At 62.8% G+C, this 15,198-nt stretch carries 19 protein-coding genes and 1 tRNA gene; 5 read left to right on the plus strand and 15 right to left on the minus strand.

All coding sequences use genetic code 11. From position 1 onward, the window contains the following. Window positions 1–147: 147 nt before the first annotated feature. Both H535_RS29300 and H535_RS29305 read right to left on the minus strand, forming a co-directional pair. On the minus strand, window positions 148–390 hold the full coding sequence (locus H535_RS29300) for a PLD nuclease N-terminal domain-containing protein (RefSeq protein WP_051298257.1): 243 nt from the start codon (window positions 388–390) through the stop codon (window positions 148–150). Beyond that, on the minus strand, window positions 387–575 hold the full coding sequence (locus tag H535_RS29305; protein ID WP_026817891.1) for a hypothetical protein: 189 nt from the start codon (window positions 573–575) through the stop codon (window positions 387–389). The genes H535_RS29300 and H535_RS29305 overlap by 4 nt, the downstream gene beginning before the upstream one ends. Window positions 576–786: 211 nt before the next feature. Here H535_RS29305 and H535_RS0100020 point away from each other — a divergent pair, with 211 nt between their 5' ends. Further along, window positions 787–1,326: a putative immunity protein gene (locus tag H535_RS0100020; RefSeq protein WP_026817892.1), complete on the plus strand. Its 540-nt coding sequence runs from the start codon at window positions 787–789 to the stop codon at window positions 1,324–1,326. Between the two features lie 106 nt (window positions 1,327–1,432). After that, window positions 1,433–2,428, plus strand: coding sequence for an NAD-dependent epimerase/dehydratase family protein (locus tag H535_RS0100025; protein ID WP_026817893.1), 996 nt, complete (start codon window positions 1,433–1,435; stop codon window positions 2,426–2,428). A 78-nt stretch (window positions 2,429–2,506) separates the two neighbouring features. On the opposite strand, the gene H535_RS0100030 is transcribed toward H535_RS0100025, so the two are convergent. The 6 genes from H535_RS0100030 to H535_RS0100055 form a co-directional block, all read right to left on the minus strand. Further along, a complete protein-coding gene (locus H535_RS0100030; RefSeq protein WP_026817894.1) occupies window positions 2,507–2,749 on the minus strand; it encodes a hypothetical protein in 243 nt (80 codons plus the stop codon). Then, window positions 2,713–2,979, minus strand: a complete 267-nt coding sequence (locus H535_RS22590; protein ID WP_051298258.1) for a ribbon-helix-helix domain-containing protein — start codon at window positions 2,977–2,979, stop codon at window positions 2,713–2,715. The genes H535_RS0100030 and H535_RS22590 overlap by 37 nt, the downstream gene beginning before the upstream one ends. Window positions 2,980–3,204: 225 nt before the next feature. Then, window positions 3,205–4,068 carry a glyoxalase III HchA gene (gene hchA / locus H535_RS0100040; RefSeq protein ID WP_026817896.1) on the minus strand — a complete coding sequence of 288 codons (864 nt, stop codon included), beginning with the start codon at window positions 4,066–4,068 and terminating at the stop codon, window positions 3,205–3,207. Between the two features lie 754 nt (window positions 4,069–4,822). Beyond that, window positions 4,823–5,179, minus strand: a complete 357-nt coding sequence (locus H535_RS29310) for a hypothetical protein (RefSeq protein ID WP_026817897.1) — start codon at window positions 5,177–5,179, stop codon at window positions 4,823–4,825. 94 nt (window positions 5,180–5,273) lie between these two features. Beyond that, entirely contained in the window at window positions 5,274–6,965 is a 1,692-nt protein-coding gene (locus H535_RS0100050; RefSeq protein WP_026817898.1) for an AMP-binding protein, read from the minus strand. Between the two features lie 248 nt (window positions 6,966–7,213). Next, window positions 7,214–7,621, minus strand: coding sequence for a thioredoxin family protein (locus tag H535_RS0100055; RefSeq protein ID WP_026817899.1), 408 nt, complete (start codon window positions 7,619–7,621; stop codon window positions 7,214–7,216). A gap of 148 nt (window positions 7,622–7,769) precedes the next feature. On the opposite strand from H535_RS0100055, the gene H535_RS0100060 reads away from it, so the two are divergent. Then, window positions 7,770–8,639: a Rieske (2Fe-2S) protein gene (locus tag H535_RS0100060; RefSeq protein ID WP_026817900.1), complete on the plus strand. Its 870-nt coding sequence runs from the start codon at window positions 7,770–7,772 to the stop codon at window positions 8,637–8,639. On the opposite strand, the gene H535_RS0100065 is transcribed toward H535_RS0100060, so the two are convergent. The 5 genes from H535_RS0100065 to H535_RS22595 form a co-directional block, all read right to left on the minus strand. Next, window positions 8,640–9,044 carry a PIN domain-containing protein gene (locus tag H535_RS0100065; RefSeq protein WP_026817901.1) on the minus strand — a complete coding sequence of 135 codons (405 nt, stop codon included), beginning with the start codon at window positions 9,042–9,044 and terminating at the stop codon, window positions 8,640–8,642. It lies immediately after the preceding gene. Next, window positions 9,032–9,298, minus strand: a complete 267-nt coding sequence (locus H535_RS0100070; protein WP_026817902.1) for a type II toxin-antitoxin system Phd/YefM family antitoxin — start codon at window positions 9,296–9,298, stop codon at window positions 9,032–9,034. Before H535_RS0100070 ends, H535_RS0100065 begins: the two co-directional genes overlap by 13 nt. 151 nt (window positions 9,299–9,449) lie before the next feature. Further along, on the minus strand, window positions 9,450–10,919 hold the full coding sequence (locus tag H535_RS0100075; protein ID WP_026817903.1) for a catalase: 1,470 nt from the start codon (window positions 10,917–10,919) through the stop codon (window positions 9,450–9,452). 217 nt (window positions 10,920–11,136) lie between these two features. Beyond that, a tRNA-Tyr gene (locus tag H535_RS0100080) sits at window positions 11,137–11,218 on the minus strand. A 153-nt stretch (window positions 11,219–11,371) separates the two neighbouring features. Beyond that, window positions 11,372–11,704 (minus strand): hypothetical protein, encoded by a 333-nt coding sequence (locus tag H535_RS22595; RefSeq protein WP_155838447.1) that lies wholly within the window; start codon window positions 11,702–11,704, stop codon window positions 11,372–11,374. Window positions 11,705–11,861: 157 nt separating this feature from the next. Between H535_RS22595 and H535_RS0100090 the strand changes: the two genes are divergently transcribed. Next, window positions 11,862–12,353, plus strand: coding sequence for a YajQ family cyclic di-GMP-binding protein (locus tag H535_RS0100090; RefSeq protein ID WP_026817904.1), 492 nt, complete (start codon window positions 11,862–11,864; stop codon window positions 12,351–12,353). Window positions 12,354–12,464: 111 nt separating this feature from the next. Then, entirely contained in the window at window positions 12,465–12,896 is a 432-nt protein-coding gene (locus H535_RS0100095; RefSeq protein WP_026817905.1) for a hypothetical protein, read from the plus strand. Between the two features lie 35 nt (window positions 12,897–12,931). Here H535_RS0100095 and htpX read toward each other — a convergent pair whose 3' ends face one another. Further along, window positions 12,932–13,804: a zinc metalloprotease HtpX gene (htpX, locus tag H535_RS0100100; protein ID WP_026817906.1), complete on the minus strand. Its 873-nt coding sequence runs from the start codon at window positions 13,802–13,804 to the stop codon at window positions 12,932–12,934. A 112-nt stretch (window positions 13,805–13,916) separates the two neighbouring features. Then, window positions 13,917–15,188 carry an MFS transporter gene (locus tag H535_RS0100105; protein ID WP_026817907.1) on the minus strand — a complete coding sequence of 424 codons (1,272 nt, stop codon included), beginning with the start codon at window positions 15,186–15,188 and terminating at the stop codon, window positions 13,917–13,919. Between the last annotated feature and the right edge of the window lie 10 nt (window positions 15,189–15,198).

The raw sequence follows: 15,198 nt of genomic DNA on the forward strand, positions 1-15,198 counted from the left end.
GGTGTTTCTCTCCGGCTCCGGTGAGCTATGTCGTCCACTGTTGCCGGTGCACCATGAGCACTTTCATCCGTATTCCCCATAATCGAAGACTACTTCTCGTACATCCGACAGGCGAGGAGACACCACTGGACGATGGTCAGCGAAACCTTAGTTGGCGCTGGTCCTGTTATGGGCTTCGATTCCGGGTGTGGCGTTACGGCCAATCAGGAACCACAGGATTGGCCCCAGAACAGGTACGGCGAGAATGATGATGACCCACACCCCCTTGGCAGCAGAGGTGTGACGACTATTGCGGCCAACACTGATCAGTGCTGCAACCAGTAAGAGGAAATGCAGGATCAGGGGCAACAACACCGCCACTTCAAACCACATAGGGATGACGGGATTCATTCTCCATTTCCTCCCAGCCGCGGGGGTTCGTCGCCATGGCGGACGATCCGCAGTTTGAGCTCGGTGGTCTTGAGCTGCAGAACTTTGATCACCAAGATGGCAATCCAGATGCCCAGCACCGCTACAGCAACCACAAAGACGAAATACAGAATTGCGACAATTCCGAACCCAGCAGCCATTTCCATGGAGTCGATTTCCCCTTTGATGTTGAGACGTTGTGCTCATGTTAGTTGATTGCTTCCGTCGGCATCGCCTGCACTGAAGTCGACATCCGGAATCGCGGCAAGGAGCAGCTTCTCAGTCGCCTTGGCCAACATCCGGCCCTTCCCGCAGCACGATCGGGTTACGGACTCTGCGGAGATGCGCGTGTACGTTCAGGATTGACATGATTGCCCCATGACAACCGTGACCGGAGACTTCGAGCTGAACATCGACGAGTTGCGGGTTGTCGCGCGCTACGTGTCTGAAATCGCTCGGGAGCTCCTGCCCACTTTCGAGGAGGCAGTTCACGGCGATTCCCGGCCACGGGTGGCCATTGACGCTGCCTGGGAGTTCGTCAGCGGCGCGCGAAGGACCAAGCTTCAGCGCGTTGCCTCGTTGGCCGCGCACCGAGCCGCCAAGGATGCGCCTACCGAGGTCTCCCGGCTGGCTGCGCAAGCTGCCGGGGATGCCGCCTCTGCCGCCTACCTACACCCGATCGCCAAGGCTCACCAGGTAGGTCACATTCTTCGGGCCCCTGCGAATGCGGCACGCGTAGCTGAGATCTACGCTGGCGACGATCCACGGGCAGCAGATGAGATGCTCTCGGTGGCGCGCGATCGAGCCACACCCGTACTGATCGAGGTCCTTTGCCGGTATCCCACCGCCCCACGCGGCAAGAGCCGCCCCGCGGAGCTCATGTTCGTCTTGGATGCCGCCATGCGCGCGTCCCGCTGACCGATCGGCCTGCGGACACGTCTGTTAGGACGCTAGCTAGCGATTGGGTCTTACGCTGGCGGACGAATCGGTTGTCTGGGAGGGGCTGCTGAGGTTAGCTGTTGAGATGCGAAATGTATTGGTGCTTGGGGGTACTGCCTGGCTCGGTCGTAAGATCACTGAGCGATTGTTGGCGAGCGGCGATAAAGTGACCTGTTTGGCTCGCGGGGAGTCGGGCCAGCCCTCTGCTGAAGCCGATTTTGTGCAGGCCGAGCGGAGGGCCGCAGGTGCCTACACAGCCGTGGCAAGCCAACATTGGGACGAGGTCATAGAACTCGCCTACGAGCCTGACCTTGTGACGGGAGCGCTGGACGCGCTAGCCGGGAAAGCGACACACTGGACCTTGGTCTCGTCCGTCTCCGTATATGCGAGCAACTCTGAACCCAATGCCGACGAGACCGCTGAGCTGCTCGACCCGGTCGATCTGGAGGACTACGGGCAGGCGAAGGTGGCTGCTGAGCGGACTTCGAGGGAAGCGTTGGGCGATCGGCTCCTCATCGTCCGGCCGGGCTTGATTGCCGGCCCGGGTGATGGAAGTGACCGATTCAGCTACTGGGTCAGCCGTTTCGCTCTCGCTGCCAATGAGCCAGTCCTGACGCCCGTGACCGACAACCGGGCAGTGCAGGTAATCGACGTGCAGGACCTGGCTAACTGGATTGTGAGAGCAGGACGGGAAGGCATCACCGGAGTCATTAACGCCACCGGCGATCAGTACCCTCTGGCGGACGTGCTCGCTCTGGCCGCCGGCGTAGCCGACTTCAACGGGCGGATGGTGAGCGCTGACGACGAGTGGCTCCGAAGCAACGATGTGCGGTACTGGGCCGGACCACGGTCACTGCCGCTATGGCTGCCCGAAGTTGATGTGCCATTCGCCCAGAGAGACAACTCCGCATTCCACGCCGCCAGAGGTGACCTCAGCGATCTCCGGCAGACAATGCAACGCATCCTGGATGCTGAGAAATCGGAGGGTCTCAACCGGGTACGCAGATCCGGACTGAGCCGTGACGAAGAGATGCTGCTGCTCGACCAGCTTTCTCAAGAATCAAACCTGCAAAACCAATGATCTCGGTTCATCGAGAGCTCCCATTGGACGATCCCTCAGGGGACGTGGGTCCGCTTCGCGGCAAGCGCGAGAGTGTGATTAGGGCAGCAGATCCCAGAATTGCCTTCTGGCGGGCATAGCGTGGATCACCATCTCTTCGCCACTCTCAAACACCAGCACAACAGTCTCAAGCAAGCGAGCCCGCGTGTCGAAGCCGAGCCGCAACTCACGATGTGGCCACTCACCCTCCTCAAGGGGTTCGATCCACTGGGACCAGTCGGCTGCCTGGACGGCGTCCTCGGGCGTCACCCCGTGCTTGAGTGCGTTGGCGTGAACCCCCACGCCGCAAAGTCAACCAGGGCGCGGCGGATGGCCTCCGAGCGTGACAGGTGCTCTCGCTCGGCCAGCTCGTCCAGCGCTGCGATCTCCTCGGCAGTGAGGCGCACGGCAACGACCTGCATCGGCTCAGCACCGCGACCGGGGCGACCGCGTCCGCGACGCTTCAATTCCTCGACATCATAACCAGCTTCTGCCTCGTCTGCCCACTTCTGGATCTGCTCGTCAGTGACCATAAACAAATCGTATAACGAAAATAGTCTGTGCGGTAGAGGCCGGGGAAAGCGTCCGACCATCGGCACGAGTGTGTGCCGAGCCACAGAAGCCATCCCGGTTGAGGATCGGCTTACGACACCTCTCCCAAGCGGTTGCTCGATGTACCACGCGGATGACGGTTCACGTCCATAAGCAGATGGTCGCGCGGAGCATGTCGGTAACGAATAGGACGCGGGGTGGTTTGCTCATGCGCCGCCGCCCTGCGCCGCGTCCGCGAGGGTTTCGACCGCGAGATTGCCCAGGGCATTGCCGGCCAGGGGACTGTCGCCGGTGACCACGAGCCGGTCGCGGTGCACTGCCCCGGTCATGTCGTCGTTGACCACGGTCACACCGCGCTCGCGCAGTCGCTGGGAAAGCAGCCAGGTCATCGGGCCGGGCAGGTAGCCGATGTCGACGTTGGCACCGGAATCGAGCGCGTCGGGGAAGGAACAGATGCTGTAACCGGCGAACAGTGAATCACCGTTGTCATCCTTGGCGGCCAACAGGGCCGCCGGACCGTGGCACAGAGTGATTACCACGCGGTCATTTTTGAGGAACCAAGCGACGGTCTCGCCGATCACTGGATCATCGACCATGTTGATCATCGCGCCGTGCCCGCCTGGGATGAAGACCGCAGCGTAGTCGCTGCCGTCACCGAGGTCATTCTCGAGCACGTCGGAGAGCTTCCTGGGGCTCTCGGTCTGCGGCAGCAGTTGCTCGTAGGCATCCTTGACGGCCACATCCTCCGCAGGGAAGGCCCACAACTCAAACTTCATCAGGTTGCCCGATGCGGTCGCGACCTCGATCTCGTAGCCAGCGGCCTGCAGATGCAGCACCGGCAACAGCGTCTCGACCGGGTGGTTGCCTGTGGAGAAGAAGCGGTCGCCATCCACCCGCAGGTATCGCTCGTCGGCGCCGATCAGCAGTATCTTTCGCCGAGCGGCAGTGGTCTCCGAGTGGTCGGCTCCGTCGAAGTCGGTGCGCGACGGCACGTACTCACCCAGCGAGTATGGGGAGGGAAAGAATGCGTTGTGCTCGGCCTGATCGGGTGTGGGTTCTTTCGATGTCATCGCCGTTCCCCTTTGTGGGTTGTGATTCCGGCCTGTCTCAGGTCTCAGTCTCGGTGGCCAGGCAGATAATCATGCTGAACACTCCACCATTCTGCCACCGGCGCGTGCTCAGGTCAGCCCCCTATCGGTACTTGCAACTGACGGAGGTCTTTGCCGCGGTGCTTCACCTCGCGTCCCGCAAGCCGAACCTCCACCGGACAAACCCAGCTCTGACCAGCAACGTTGAAGTGTCGCGGCCGAGACCGTCCCAATTGACCCGTCCGGTGATCTGTCCGGTGACGGGGCGGGCGCTATACGGAACACCTGCTGCGACACCTAGAAGATGTCGAGGGTGTCGGAATTGACATGCCACCCAACCTGTAACCCCAACCCTCCCGAGACCAGAACGCACCTGTATTAACCAATGGGTACCCACTCAACAGGACGCATACTTATACAGTTCCAGCCGCGCCACCAGTATGGCCACTGGTGACACGAAGTCCGGAAATTTACAGTTTGACGCGGAACCTAGCTAGCGGAACCTACACCACGGGTTAACAAACCAGTCAGCAAACCAGGTCGCACCACTGGACCTTGTTCGTAACCGCCGTGTCGGTTCCCTGCGTCCGTCAGGGCCTGGTCGTTGCCTGGATATGACCCGTTGCAAGCAGTTAGGAGCCAGCTGAGCGTCCGTAAGGCATCAGGCCGGCCTTCCGCCGTCGTACTGAGTTCCTCCAGGCTGAAGCCCGACGTGATATACATCGGCATGCCCCGGTCACAGACGATGTCCACGAGGTTGATGAACCGCTGCTGTGCTTCCGGGTCCAATCGAGGACGTCGTGGCCTCACATGTCTGGGCGAAGGTAGTCCATAACTCTTCCGGTCGTGCAGCCACCACGGTGAACTGCCGTTTCCGCACCCGCAGGTCAGTAGCTTCGCCCGGTTCCGGGGCTCGTACTCCATGGTTGGCCAGCTGCTCCCTCGTCCCCGGAGCCAACCAGTTCCCGCTTCCAGCGATGCCTGTCCCATCACCGGAATCGTGGACATGGAACTCGTCGAAGTACAGCAGCCGCACGCCGTCGGTCAGTTCCGCCACGGCACGCTCGACGGCGTCGGCCTCCCTGGTGCTCATGGCGCTTGGAGTCGCCGAACACGTAAAGACTCCGCGGCCGGCCGCTGCGGAATCTGCGGACCGGGCTGTTCCTGCCCCGGCACAGTGTCCGAAGTCAGCCGAGACCGAGCCTGTCGACCGCTTCCTGGCGCATTTCCACTTTCCGGATCTTGCCGGAGACCGTCATCGGGAAGGCTTCGCGCACGTCGACATAACGGGGAATCTTGTAGTGCGCCAGCCGTCCCCGGCAGAACTGGTCCACGTCCTCGGCGGTGAGGATCCCGGCATCGGGCTTGAGGATGATGCAGGCCATCAGTTCCTCGCCGTACCGGTCGTCGGGGACACCGATCACCTGTACGTCCTGCACGCCCGGATGCTGGTAGAGGAACTCTTCGATCTCGCGGGGATAGATGTTCTCCCCGCCGCGGATTACCATGTCCTTGATCCGCCCCTCGATGGTGATGTACCCGTCGTCGTCCATCCTGGCCAGGTCGCCGGTGCGCATCCAGCCTTTGCTGTCGACCGCCTCGCTGGTCTTCTCCGGTGCGTTCCAGTAGCCCTGCATCACGCTGTACCCTCGGGTGCACAACTCCCCCAGTTCGCCGCGTTCGACGACGCCGCCGGTGACCGGGTCGAGCACCTGGTTTTCCAGGTGCGGCATGGTCCGGCCCACCGTCTCGGTGCGCTTGGCCAGGGTGTCGTCCGGCCTGGTCATCGTGGAGACGGGAGATGTTTCGGTCATGCCATAGCAAATGGCGACCTCACCCATGTTCATCTCGTTGACCACCCTCTTCATGATCTCAACGGGGCAGGTGGAACCGGCCATCACCCCGGTCCGCAACGTGGACAGGTCGTAGTGGCTGAAGTTGTCCAGGGCCAGTTCTCCAATGAACATGGTCGGGACGCCGTAGAGGGAGGTTCCGCCATAGTCCTGCACCGCCTGCAGGGTTGCGGCCGGGCTGAAGCTGCGGGCGGGGATGATGGTGGCGGCGCCGTGCGACAGCGCGTTGAGGTTGCCGATCACCATGCCAAAGCAGTGGTAGAACGGCACCGGAATCACCACCCGGTCCTGTTCGGTGTAGCGGAGCAGCTCGCCGATGAAGAACCCGTTGTTCAGGATGTTGTGGTGGGTCAGCGTGGCGCCCTTGGGAAAACCCGTGGTCCCGGAGGTGTACTGCAGGTTGATCGCGTCGTGCTGATCCAGTCCGGCCATCCGCTCCTTCAGGGCGGCACCGCCGACATCGGCGGAGCGGTCCAGGACCTGGCCGAAGGTGAATTCGCCGGTCCCGCCAGCGCCGCTGCCTGCTCCCCTGTCGCCGCCGTCGTCGTCCGCTCCGCCGTCGTCCGCCCGGGCTTCAATGAGCACCAGTTCCGCTAAATCCGGGCAGGCCTGAACAGCCTCCCGTGCCATGGACACGTAATCGCTGTTTTTGTCCGACGGCGCGACCACCAGCATCCGCATGCCGCACTGTTTGGCAACGAATTGCAGCTCGTGCGAGCGGTAGGCGGGATTCACATTGACCAGAATCGCCCCGGCCTTCGCCGTGGCGTACTGCAGGATGGTCCATTCGGCGCAGTTGGGCGACCAGATGCCAATCCGGTCCCCTTTGTTGATTCCCATGGCGAGCAGGCCGCGTGCCAGCCGGTCGACGTCGTCGTTGAGTTCTGCGTAGGTCCAGCGACGCCCGGTCTCCGCTTCGATCAACCCATCCCGCCGGCCGAACTGCGCGGCGGTCTGTTCAAAGTGGTCGCCGATGGTGGCTTGCAGCAGCGGCTGGTCGGATGAGGCTGATGTGTAGGACTGCAAGCTCGGTCTCCTTCGTGGACGGTCATCCTGCTTCGAAGCACGCTACCAAAGCCATGTGCGCCGTGCCACATCCTGCGAAGGGGCACACGGGCCTCCCCTGGAGGCCACGCCCGGTGCCGGAGCACGCATGTCTGAAGGGCGCAAAAAGCTCCGCAGGGTGTCCCTGCGGAGCTTTTTGGCGGCCCTCACTGGCCGGTTGCGGCCGTTCGCTGGCCGATCAGGCGCAACGGTCAATTGCGCCGATAAGACTAGCTGGCGGACTCGTCCTTTTCCCCACTGCCTTCGTCCGCGGTTTCGTTCTCGCGCTCGGCGATCTCGGCATGCACCTTCTCCATATCCAGATCCTTGACCGCGTCGATGACCTGGTCCAGTTGTGCAGCATTGAGCGCACCCGGCTGGGAGAAGACCAGAACCTTCTCCCGGAAGGCCATCAGGGTTGGGATGGAGGTAATTCCCGCGGCGGAGGCGAGCTGCTGCTCGGCCTCGGTGTCCACCTTGGCGAAAACGATGTCGTCATGCTTCTCGGAGACGGCTTCGTACGTCGGTGCGAACTGTTTGCACGGCTGGCACCAGTCGGCCCAGAAGTCAACGAACACAATGTTGTTGTCTTCAAGTGTGGGAGCCAAGCTTGCTTCGGTAACTTCTACAGTAGCCATTCCCCTACGCTAACTTCCCCGGCCGCTGCACAACAGGCTGTTCGCTGAGCGCATGACACCATGGCCGGTTACAAAGGGGCAAAACCGGCGTAGGCTGGCTTGCACCACGATTGCCATTTTGGACATATCCACCTGTCGGGAGTTCCTCATGAAATCGCTGCCGTTGCTGGAATCAGTACAACACCTGGAGAAGGCCTCGTGGCTGGATCCGGCCATCAAAACCGTCAACCGCATCGTGAAAAAGGCCGTGCCGCAGCGCGATGTCAGGGACCTGCTCCATGGCGTGCCGTTAGGGCACCCGCTGCACCCGGCGGTGGTGCAATTACCGCTGGGAGCATGGGCCTCGGCGTCCATCCTTGACCTCTTTCCCGGGAACGAAAAGACCTCCACCCTGCTGGTTGGCACCGGGATCGCCGGTGTAATGCCGGCCGCCGCTTCCGGCCTGATCGACTGGTCCAAGGCAGGGCGGGGCGCGCAGCGGACCGGCTTGGTGCACGCAGCGGTCAATGCGGCCGCCACCAGCTTCTATTGGGTCTCGCTGATCCAGCGCTGCACCGGCCACCACCGGGCCGGCAAGGTCTTCAGCGCAATTGGCTTCGCCACCGCCTCGGCAAGTGGGTTCCTGGGCGGGCATGTGGCCTACCGGCAGGGCGTCGGCATGAGCCGGGTCATCGATATTGCCGGCCAAGTCCCGTCGGGCTGGCAACGCGTCACGACGCTGGATTCCCTCAGCGACGGGCAATTGGCCAAGGGCCTGGTCGGCGAGACGCCGCTGGTGCTGCTCCGCCGCGGACAAACCGTCCACGCACTGGTGGACACCTGCAGCCACCTGGGCGGGCCGCTCAATGAAGGCAAAATGATCGACGACGGCGATCCTTGTGTCGAGTGCCCGTGGCACAAGAGCGTGTTCTCCATGCGTACCGGCGGAGTCGTTCACGGACCTGCAACTGCGCCACAGCCGCGTTTCGAGACGCGGATCGTCGAGGGCACAGTGGAGGCCCGCCTCCAGCAGCCGTAGTCAGGCGGTGACAAGGCGCACACTTACTTCAGGAAGTTCTCCGAAGCGGGCGCGTTCGTCGGTGGTCAGCAGTATCCGGTCAGAGGCCCGGGCAGTAGCCGCGATGATGAGGTCGTGCGCGCCCCTCTTGCCACCGCTGCGTTGAACGTGGGCCAGTAGCGCGGCGTGATGTTCGGCGACGCCCCGGTCATACTCATGGACCGGCAGGACTTGGAGGACCTCATCGAGGAAAGCGCGCTGTGCGGCCGCGCGCCCGGGATCGGTATCGAGCAAGGTTCCGGCGAGGTATTCGGCCACGGCGACGGCAGGCATTGCCACGTCGTCACCGTCTGCCAGCGCGGCGACATCCACGTGTCCGCGGGCGCCGGCGATGACGACACCGCTGTCGAGGATTAGTCGCGCCACGGGTCTGTGTCCAGCTCCGCTGAGGCGGTTTCGCGCGTCGCAGCCACCCGGGCGGCCAGAGTGTCATCCAACGCAGGGGTCCCGTGCCAGCGCTCGAACACCGCGCGCAGTGCACCCCCGTTTGCCCGCGGTGCCGGGGTGATCGCAGCCACGCGCCGCCCGGCGCGGGTGACAACGATGGTTTCCCCATGCTCGGCAGCGTTGAGCACGGCCGAGAAGCTCCGGGACGCCTCCGAGGCGGTCATCTCACGCATAAATTCAGAATATCAGAATCAGACTTTAAGCCGAGAGTATGCGTCGTCGCGGCACTCACGTGATTCGCCGTACTGGCCCGGAATAGAAGGTCAAGCCGAAACCAGAGCGGGCCGGTATGGGCGGGTCATCCCGGTGCCGCCCAGGGGCGGGTCATCCCTGGGCGCTGCGGACTCCCTTCTCAATCCGGTCGCCCGTTTCCGGGTCGATGGTCTTCCAATAGTCGAAAGCACGGGCGAGCACCGGCTCGCTCACCCCGTCGAGCAGATGCCCGACGACGTTGTCGACCAGCCGGTTGCGGGCGGCGTCGTCCATCACCTCGCGGATCAAGGTCCGCGGCTGGCCCCAGTCGCTGTCCTCGGCATGCGGAGTGGCCGCGGCGCGGACCATGTCGCCGTCGGTATGCCAGCCGGCAGGTTCGCCATACCGCTCAGAGTCCGCCTCGGGTCCGCCCTTCGAATTCGGGGCGTATACCGGGTCACCGGGGTTGTGGTGACGCATGTGGCCGTCCTTGGAATACGAGTGGAGTTCCGTCTTGGCCGGCGCATTGACCGGCAACTCGTTGTAGTTGGCGCCGATCCGGTACCGGTGGGCATCCGCGTAGGAGAACAGCCGTCCCAGCAGCATTTTGTCCGGGCTCGGGCCGACACCCGGCACCAGATTGTTCGGTTCAAACGCGGCCTGCTCAATCTGCGTGTGGTAGTTCTCCGGGTTACTGGTCAGGGTCATCTTCCCGACCTCGATCAGCGGATAATCCTGCTGCGAGATTGTCTTTGTCAGGTCGAACGGATTGAACCGATAGGTCTTCGCGTCCTCGAACGGCATGATCTGCATCTTCAGCGTCCAGCTGGGATGGTCGCCGCGGTCGATGGCCTCCCAGAGATCACGGGTGTGGTAATCGCCGTCGGAGCCGGCCAACTCGTCAGCCTCTGCCTGCGGCATGAAGTCTGCACCCTGATCCGTCTTGAAGTGGTACCGGACCCAGAACCGCTTTCCGTCGGCATTGACCCACATGTAGGTATGGCTGGAGAACCCGTCCATATGGCGCCAGGTCCGAGGGATGCCGCGGTCGCCCATCAACCACGTGACCTGATGCGCCGATTCCGGCGACAGCGTCCAGAAATCCCATTGCATATCGTGATCACGCATATTGTTGTCGGCACGGCGCTTCTGCGAGCGGATGAAGTCCTGGAACTTCATCGGGTCCCGCATGAAGAACACGGGGGTGTTGTTGCCGACCATGTCGTAATTGCCATCTTCGGTGTAGAACTTGATCGAGAATCCCCGCGGGTCACGCCATGTGTCGGGGCTGCCACGCTCGCCGGCGACTGTAGAAAACCTGATCAGCATGTCGGTCTTTTTGCCCGGCTGGAACAGATCGGCCTTGGTGTAGGCGCTGACATCGTTGGTGACTTCGAAATGGCCGAAGGCCCCGGCACCCTTGGCGTGCGGCTGCCGTTCCGGGACACGTTCCCGGTTGAACTGGGCCATCTTTTCAATCAGGTAATGATCCTGCAGCAGGATCGGCCCGTCCGGTCCGGCCGTCAGCGAATGCTCATCACTTTCGACCGGAATTCCGGCATTGGTGGTGGTGAATTGTCCCTTGTCATCGTGCGTGGTCATGTGACTCCCCTTATGTGGTCGTCTGGCAGACATGCAAAGAAGCGTTAACCCCATACCACTCCCGCAGGGACGAATCGTCAAGGGTTTTGACGGACCAGGACGGCTGCCACCGGTCCCGGTCCGGCTGCAGCGCTGTCCAGCTTCCGGACCTGGTCCGGGCATGAAAAAGCCCCGTCTCTCCAGCGTTGGAACTGGTGAGACGGGGCTTCCCTATCGGTGGCAGATATAGGATTCGAACCTATGAAGGCGATGCCAGCTGATTTACAGTCAGCCCCCTTTGGCCACTCGGGTAATCTGCCGAGATGCCCCGAAAGTGTCTTTCAGGACCTGCTCCCCTCAACGAGGGAGCAGTAAAACTGTACTAGGGATCAGGCTGAGAATCGAATCGGGTTTGCTCGTGCCTGCCCGCCCCGAAGTACTGCTGCCCGGTGCCCGTTCCGCGTCGGCCGGTGTCAGCGATCGCCCGCAATCCGATGCTCCAGCTGAGCGGTGAAACGGTCGGCCTGCTCCCGGGTGACGCTGCCCAGCGAAACGGCTGTCTCCATGTCCTGGCGCACGCCGTCAATACGGTTCTTCTGGTCGGAGCTCAGCGCCTTCCGCTGGGGCAACAACGGCACGGCCGCCATCGTGCGGACCACATTCGTCTGGATGGCCGGAGCAGCCGTCTTGGCGGCGTTCGCCGGCAGGCTGCCTATCGCCGTCGTGCCGGCGAGGGTGGCCGCGGCCAAAAACGTTCCGGCCGCAGCCCGCATCGATCGGACAATGTACTTCCGTCGGCGTTTCAATCGATCCTCCTGGAATCGGGGGCTATTCATCCTCCGTATATACAGAGTCTTTCGGATCAGGGTTAAGACCATCGCCAAGGAAGCTGAACACGAGCTGAGAATCAGGGCGAAACAGTAGGCTGTAAGAGAAACCATCAGCGAGCACCCAGGAGGAGACATGGCAAGCGAGTCCACGTTCGACGTCGTCAGCAAAGTTGATAAGCAGGAAATCTCGAACTCCCTGAACCAGGCGCAGAAGGAAATTTCACAGCGCTACGACTTCCGGGGAGTCGGAGCCGAGGTTGATTTCAGCGGCGAGAAGATCCTGATGAAGGCCAACTCCGAAGAGCGGGTCAACGCGGTCCTCGACGTCTTCCAGTCAAAACTGGTCAAGCGGGGCATCTCCTTGAAATCCCTCGACTCCGGTGAACCCTATGCCTCCGGCAAGGAGTACCGGATTGAGGCGTCGATCAAGGAAGGCATCGCCCAGGAGCAAGCCAAGAAGATCAACAAGTTGATCAAGGACGACGGGCCAAAGGGCGTGAAGTCGCAGATCCAGGGCGACGAGTTGCGGGTCAGCTCCAAGAGCCGGGACGACCTGCAGGAAGTGATTTCGCTGCTCAAGGGCGCAGACCTGGACGTGGACCTGCAGTTCATCAACTTCCGGTAGCCGCAACAACCCCAGCCTGTGGTTATCCACAGGTTGGGCGGCTGCCCTTCCGCTGATATGTGACCGGTCATAGTGTCAGTTCTGACATCACGACCGTTGGAAGGACAGCAGATGAACCGGCACAGCGCAATGATCATTATGGACGTCGACCACGGCCCGGGTGATGCGTACCCGGGCCTGGCGGACGCCGCGAGGCGGAGCGCGACCCTGCTCGACGATTTGGCCAGCGACCTGTCGCCGGTGCACGATCGGTCGACGACGGAACTCGTTGCCATCGGGCCGGGCGGGACAATCCGGCGGGAGTTCGACCTCCCTCGCAGCCGGCCGGAGTACAGCCCGGCGGGCACACCAATCGGCGAAATCCAGCATCTTTTCGCGAACGGAAAGTGGCACACCCCGGAGGACTGCCCGCCGCCTCCGTCCGACGACAACGGCGCCACAGCGTGGCAATGGCTGTTCTACAACGTGATGCAGGAAGTCGACGACTCGAACCTGTGCTTCCTCTGGGACTTCCAGCCCGAAGCGCGTCCCGGCGCTGCATAGGGCGCCTCGGGCGGAAAGCCAAGTCGGCCAGGCACTCAGCGGCCGAGCGGACGCCCTGCCATGTTCTCCAGCCTGGCCACCCGTTCATCCATGGGCGGATGGGTGGAGAACAGCTTCTTCAGGTTTCCGCCCTTGAAGGGGTTGGCAATCATCAGGTGCGACGTATTAACCAGCCGTTGATCCTCCGGCAACGGCGCCCGCTGGGTCCCCGTCTCGAGTTTGCGCAGTGCGGAGGCCAGTGCCAACGGATCGTCGGTGAGTTTTGAGCCGTCCTCGTCGGCATCGAACTCCCTGGTCCGGGTGATGGCCATCTGGATTAGCATGGCCGCCAACGGAGCCAGCAAGGCGGTGGCAATCATCGCCAACGGATTACCGCCCCTCTCCCGTCCACCGCCGAAGAAGAGCATGATCTGGGCGGCGGAGGTAATGACGCCGGCAACGGCCGCCGCCACCGAGGAAGTCAGGATGTCGCGGTTGTAGACGTGCATCAGTTCGTGGCCCAGCACTCCGCGGAGCTCGCGTTCAGTCATCAGCCGCAGGATGCCCTCAGTGCAGCACACGGCGGCGTTTTCGGGATTGCGGCCGGTGGCGAACGCGTTGGGCGCCGGGGTCGGTGAGACGTAGAGCCGGGGCATCGGCTGGTTGGCCTTGGCGGAGAGGTCCCGGACAATGCGGTACATTTCCGGTTGTTCCTGTTCGGTGACCGGATAGGCGCGCATGGATTTGATCGCGATCTTGTCGCTGTTCCAGTACCCGTAGGCGGTGGTGGCAATACCGATCAGGGCAAAGAGCCAGATAAACATGCTGCTGCCCGTGCCGGCGCCGATCAAGGCGCCAATCCCGAGCAGCACGGCGAACATCACGCCGAATAGCGCCGCTGTCTTCAGTCCGTTGAAATGATTGTGCACCGGTCCGATTCTCCTTCTGAGCACCCTGTGAGAAATTCGATCGGGCAACTCATTCGGTATAACGCTCGACCGGCCCCGGCCGTTCCGCATCACAGCAGCGGAGAGAGCCAGGTCACGGTTCCGGATTCCGGGCATCATATCGGGCAAACCGTGGCTGCCATGCCGCCAGCAGCCACACCACGATAATGCACGCCACTCCCCCGACGACTGCCGCCCAGCCTTCGCCAATCAGCGCACCGTTGCCGCCCACCACCGCATCGCCCAGCCGCGGACCGCCGGCGACGACGACGATGAACACACCCTGCAGACGGCCCCGCATGGCGTCCGGCGTGGCAGCCTGCAGAATGGTGGTGCGGAAAACGCTGCTGACCGAGTCGGAGATCCCGGCCAGGACGAGGCAGGCGGCGGCAGGAACGATCCAGAGACTGATACCGGAATGCTCGCTTTGGCCAGCCAGCACGACAACAATGCCGAAGGACGATACGGACAGCCCCCAGGAAGTGATTGACCACAGCACCGTGTTGCCTTGCCGTCGGACTCCTCCCAATGGTCCGGAAAAGACGCCGGCGAGGGTCGATCCCAGGGCCATGGCAGCGAGCAGGATGCCGGCGGTCAGTTCGCCGCCGCCGATCAGCACGGCGCCGATGGCCGGCAGCAGGGCACGCGGCTGGGCGAGGACCATCGCGGCCAGGTCCACCAGGAATGTCATCCTGATGTTCGGCCGCGTCGACAGGAACCGGAAGCCTTCCAGCACCGAGCGCAAACCGGCCTTCTGGACGTGTCCCTCCGGTGGCAGCGGCGGAAGTCTCAACAGCGCCCACAGCGCGGCGGTGAACGTGACGACGTCGAACGTGTAGGTCCAGCCGTAGCCGATTTGGGCCACCAGCAGCCCGGCCACCAGCGGGCCGATGGTCATCCCCACCGCAAAGGTGACCATGTTCAAGGCATTGGCGCTGGGCAGCAGTGAAGGCCCTACCAGCCGCGGGATGATGGCGCTGCGGGCGGGCTGGTTGATACCGGCCGCGCCGCTGTGTACGGCGATGAGGCAGTACAGCAACCAGACGCTGTCCAGGTCCAGCCAGGCTTGGGCGGCGATGCCCATGGTGCTGAGCCAGAGGGCAATGGCCGAGCCGAGCGCCACCTTGCGGCGGTCGTAGGCGTCGACGACCGACCCCCCGTAGAGGCCGGCCACCACCAAGGGCAGCAGGCCGGCCAGACCGAGCAGCCCGACGTAAAGACTGGAACCCGTCAGCTCGTAAACCTGCAAGCTGACCGCCACCAAGGTCAGCTGCGTTCCAATGGCGGAAAGCGCGGTGCCGGTCCATAACCGGCGGAATGCGGGACTCTCCTTCAGCGGAGTCAGGTCGGCAAGGAGTCGGGGCACCAGACGATTC

It is taken from the genome of Arthrobacter castelli DSM 16402 (genome assembly GCF_000430705.1).
Taxonomy (GTDB): Bacteria; Actinomycetota; Actinomycetes; order Actinomycetales; family Micrococcaceae; genus Arthrobacter_C; species Arthrobacter_C castelli.

What these genes read in the sequence shown, in the direction of transcription:
- H535_RS0100020 (WP_026817892.1), top strand. Translation starts at nt 787, where the DNA reads ATGACAACCGTGACCGGAGACTTCGAGCTGAACATCGACGAGTTGCGG.
- H535_RS0100055 (WP_026817899.1), bottom strand. Translation starts at nt 7,621, where the DNA reads ATGGCTACTGTAGAAGTTACCGAAGCAAGCTTGGCTCCCACACTTGAA.
- H535_RS0100060 (WP_026817900.1), top strand. Translation starts at nt 7,770, where the DNA reads ATGAAATCGCTGCCGTTGCTGGAATCAGTACAACACCTGGAGAAGGCC.
- H535_RS22590 (WP_051298258.1), bottom strand. Translation starts at nt 2,979, where the DNA reads ATGGTCACTGACGAGCAGATCCAGAAGTGGGCAGACGAGGCAGAAGCT.
- H535_RS29310 (WP_026817897.1), bottom strand. Translation starts at nt 5,179, where the DNA reads ATGAGCACCAGGGAGGCCGACGCCGTCGAGCGTGCCGTGGCGGAACTG.
- H535_RS0100090 (WP_026817904.1), top strand. Translation starts at nt 11,862, where the DNA reads ATGGCAAGCGAGTCCACGTTCGACGTCGTCAGCAAAGTTGATAAGCAG.
- H535_RS0100075 (WP_026817903.1), bottom strand. Translation starts at nt 10,919, where the DNA reads ATGACCACGCACGATGACAAGGGACAATTCACCACCACCAATGCCGGA.
- H535_RS0100025 (WP_026817893.1), top strand. Translation starts at nt 1,433, where the DNA reads ATGCGAAATGTATTGGTGCTTGGGGGTACTGCCTGGCTCGGTCGTAAG.
- H535_RS0100070 (WP_026817902.1), bottom strand. Translation starts at nt 9,298, where the DNA reads ATGCGTGAGATGACCGCCTCGGAGGCGTCCCGGAGCTTCTCGGCCGTG.
- H535_RS29305 (WP_026817891.1), bottom strand. Translation starts at nt 575, where the DNA reads ATGGAAATGGCTGCTGGGTTCGGAATTGTCGCAATTCTGTATTTCGTC.
- H535_RS29300 (WP_051298257.1), bottom strand. Translation starts at nt 390, where the DNA reads ATGAATCCCGTCATCCCTATGTGGTTTGAAGTGGCGGTGTTGTTGCCC.
- hchA (WP_026817896.1), bottom strand. Translation starts at nt 4,068, where the DNA reads ATGACATCGAAAGAACCCACACCCGATCAGGCCGAGCACAACGCATTC.
- H535_RS0100095 (WP_026817905.1), top strand. Translation starts at nt 12,465, where the DNA reads ATGAACCGGCACAGCGCAATGATCATTATGGACGTCGACCACGGCCCG.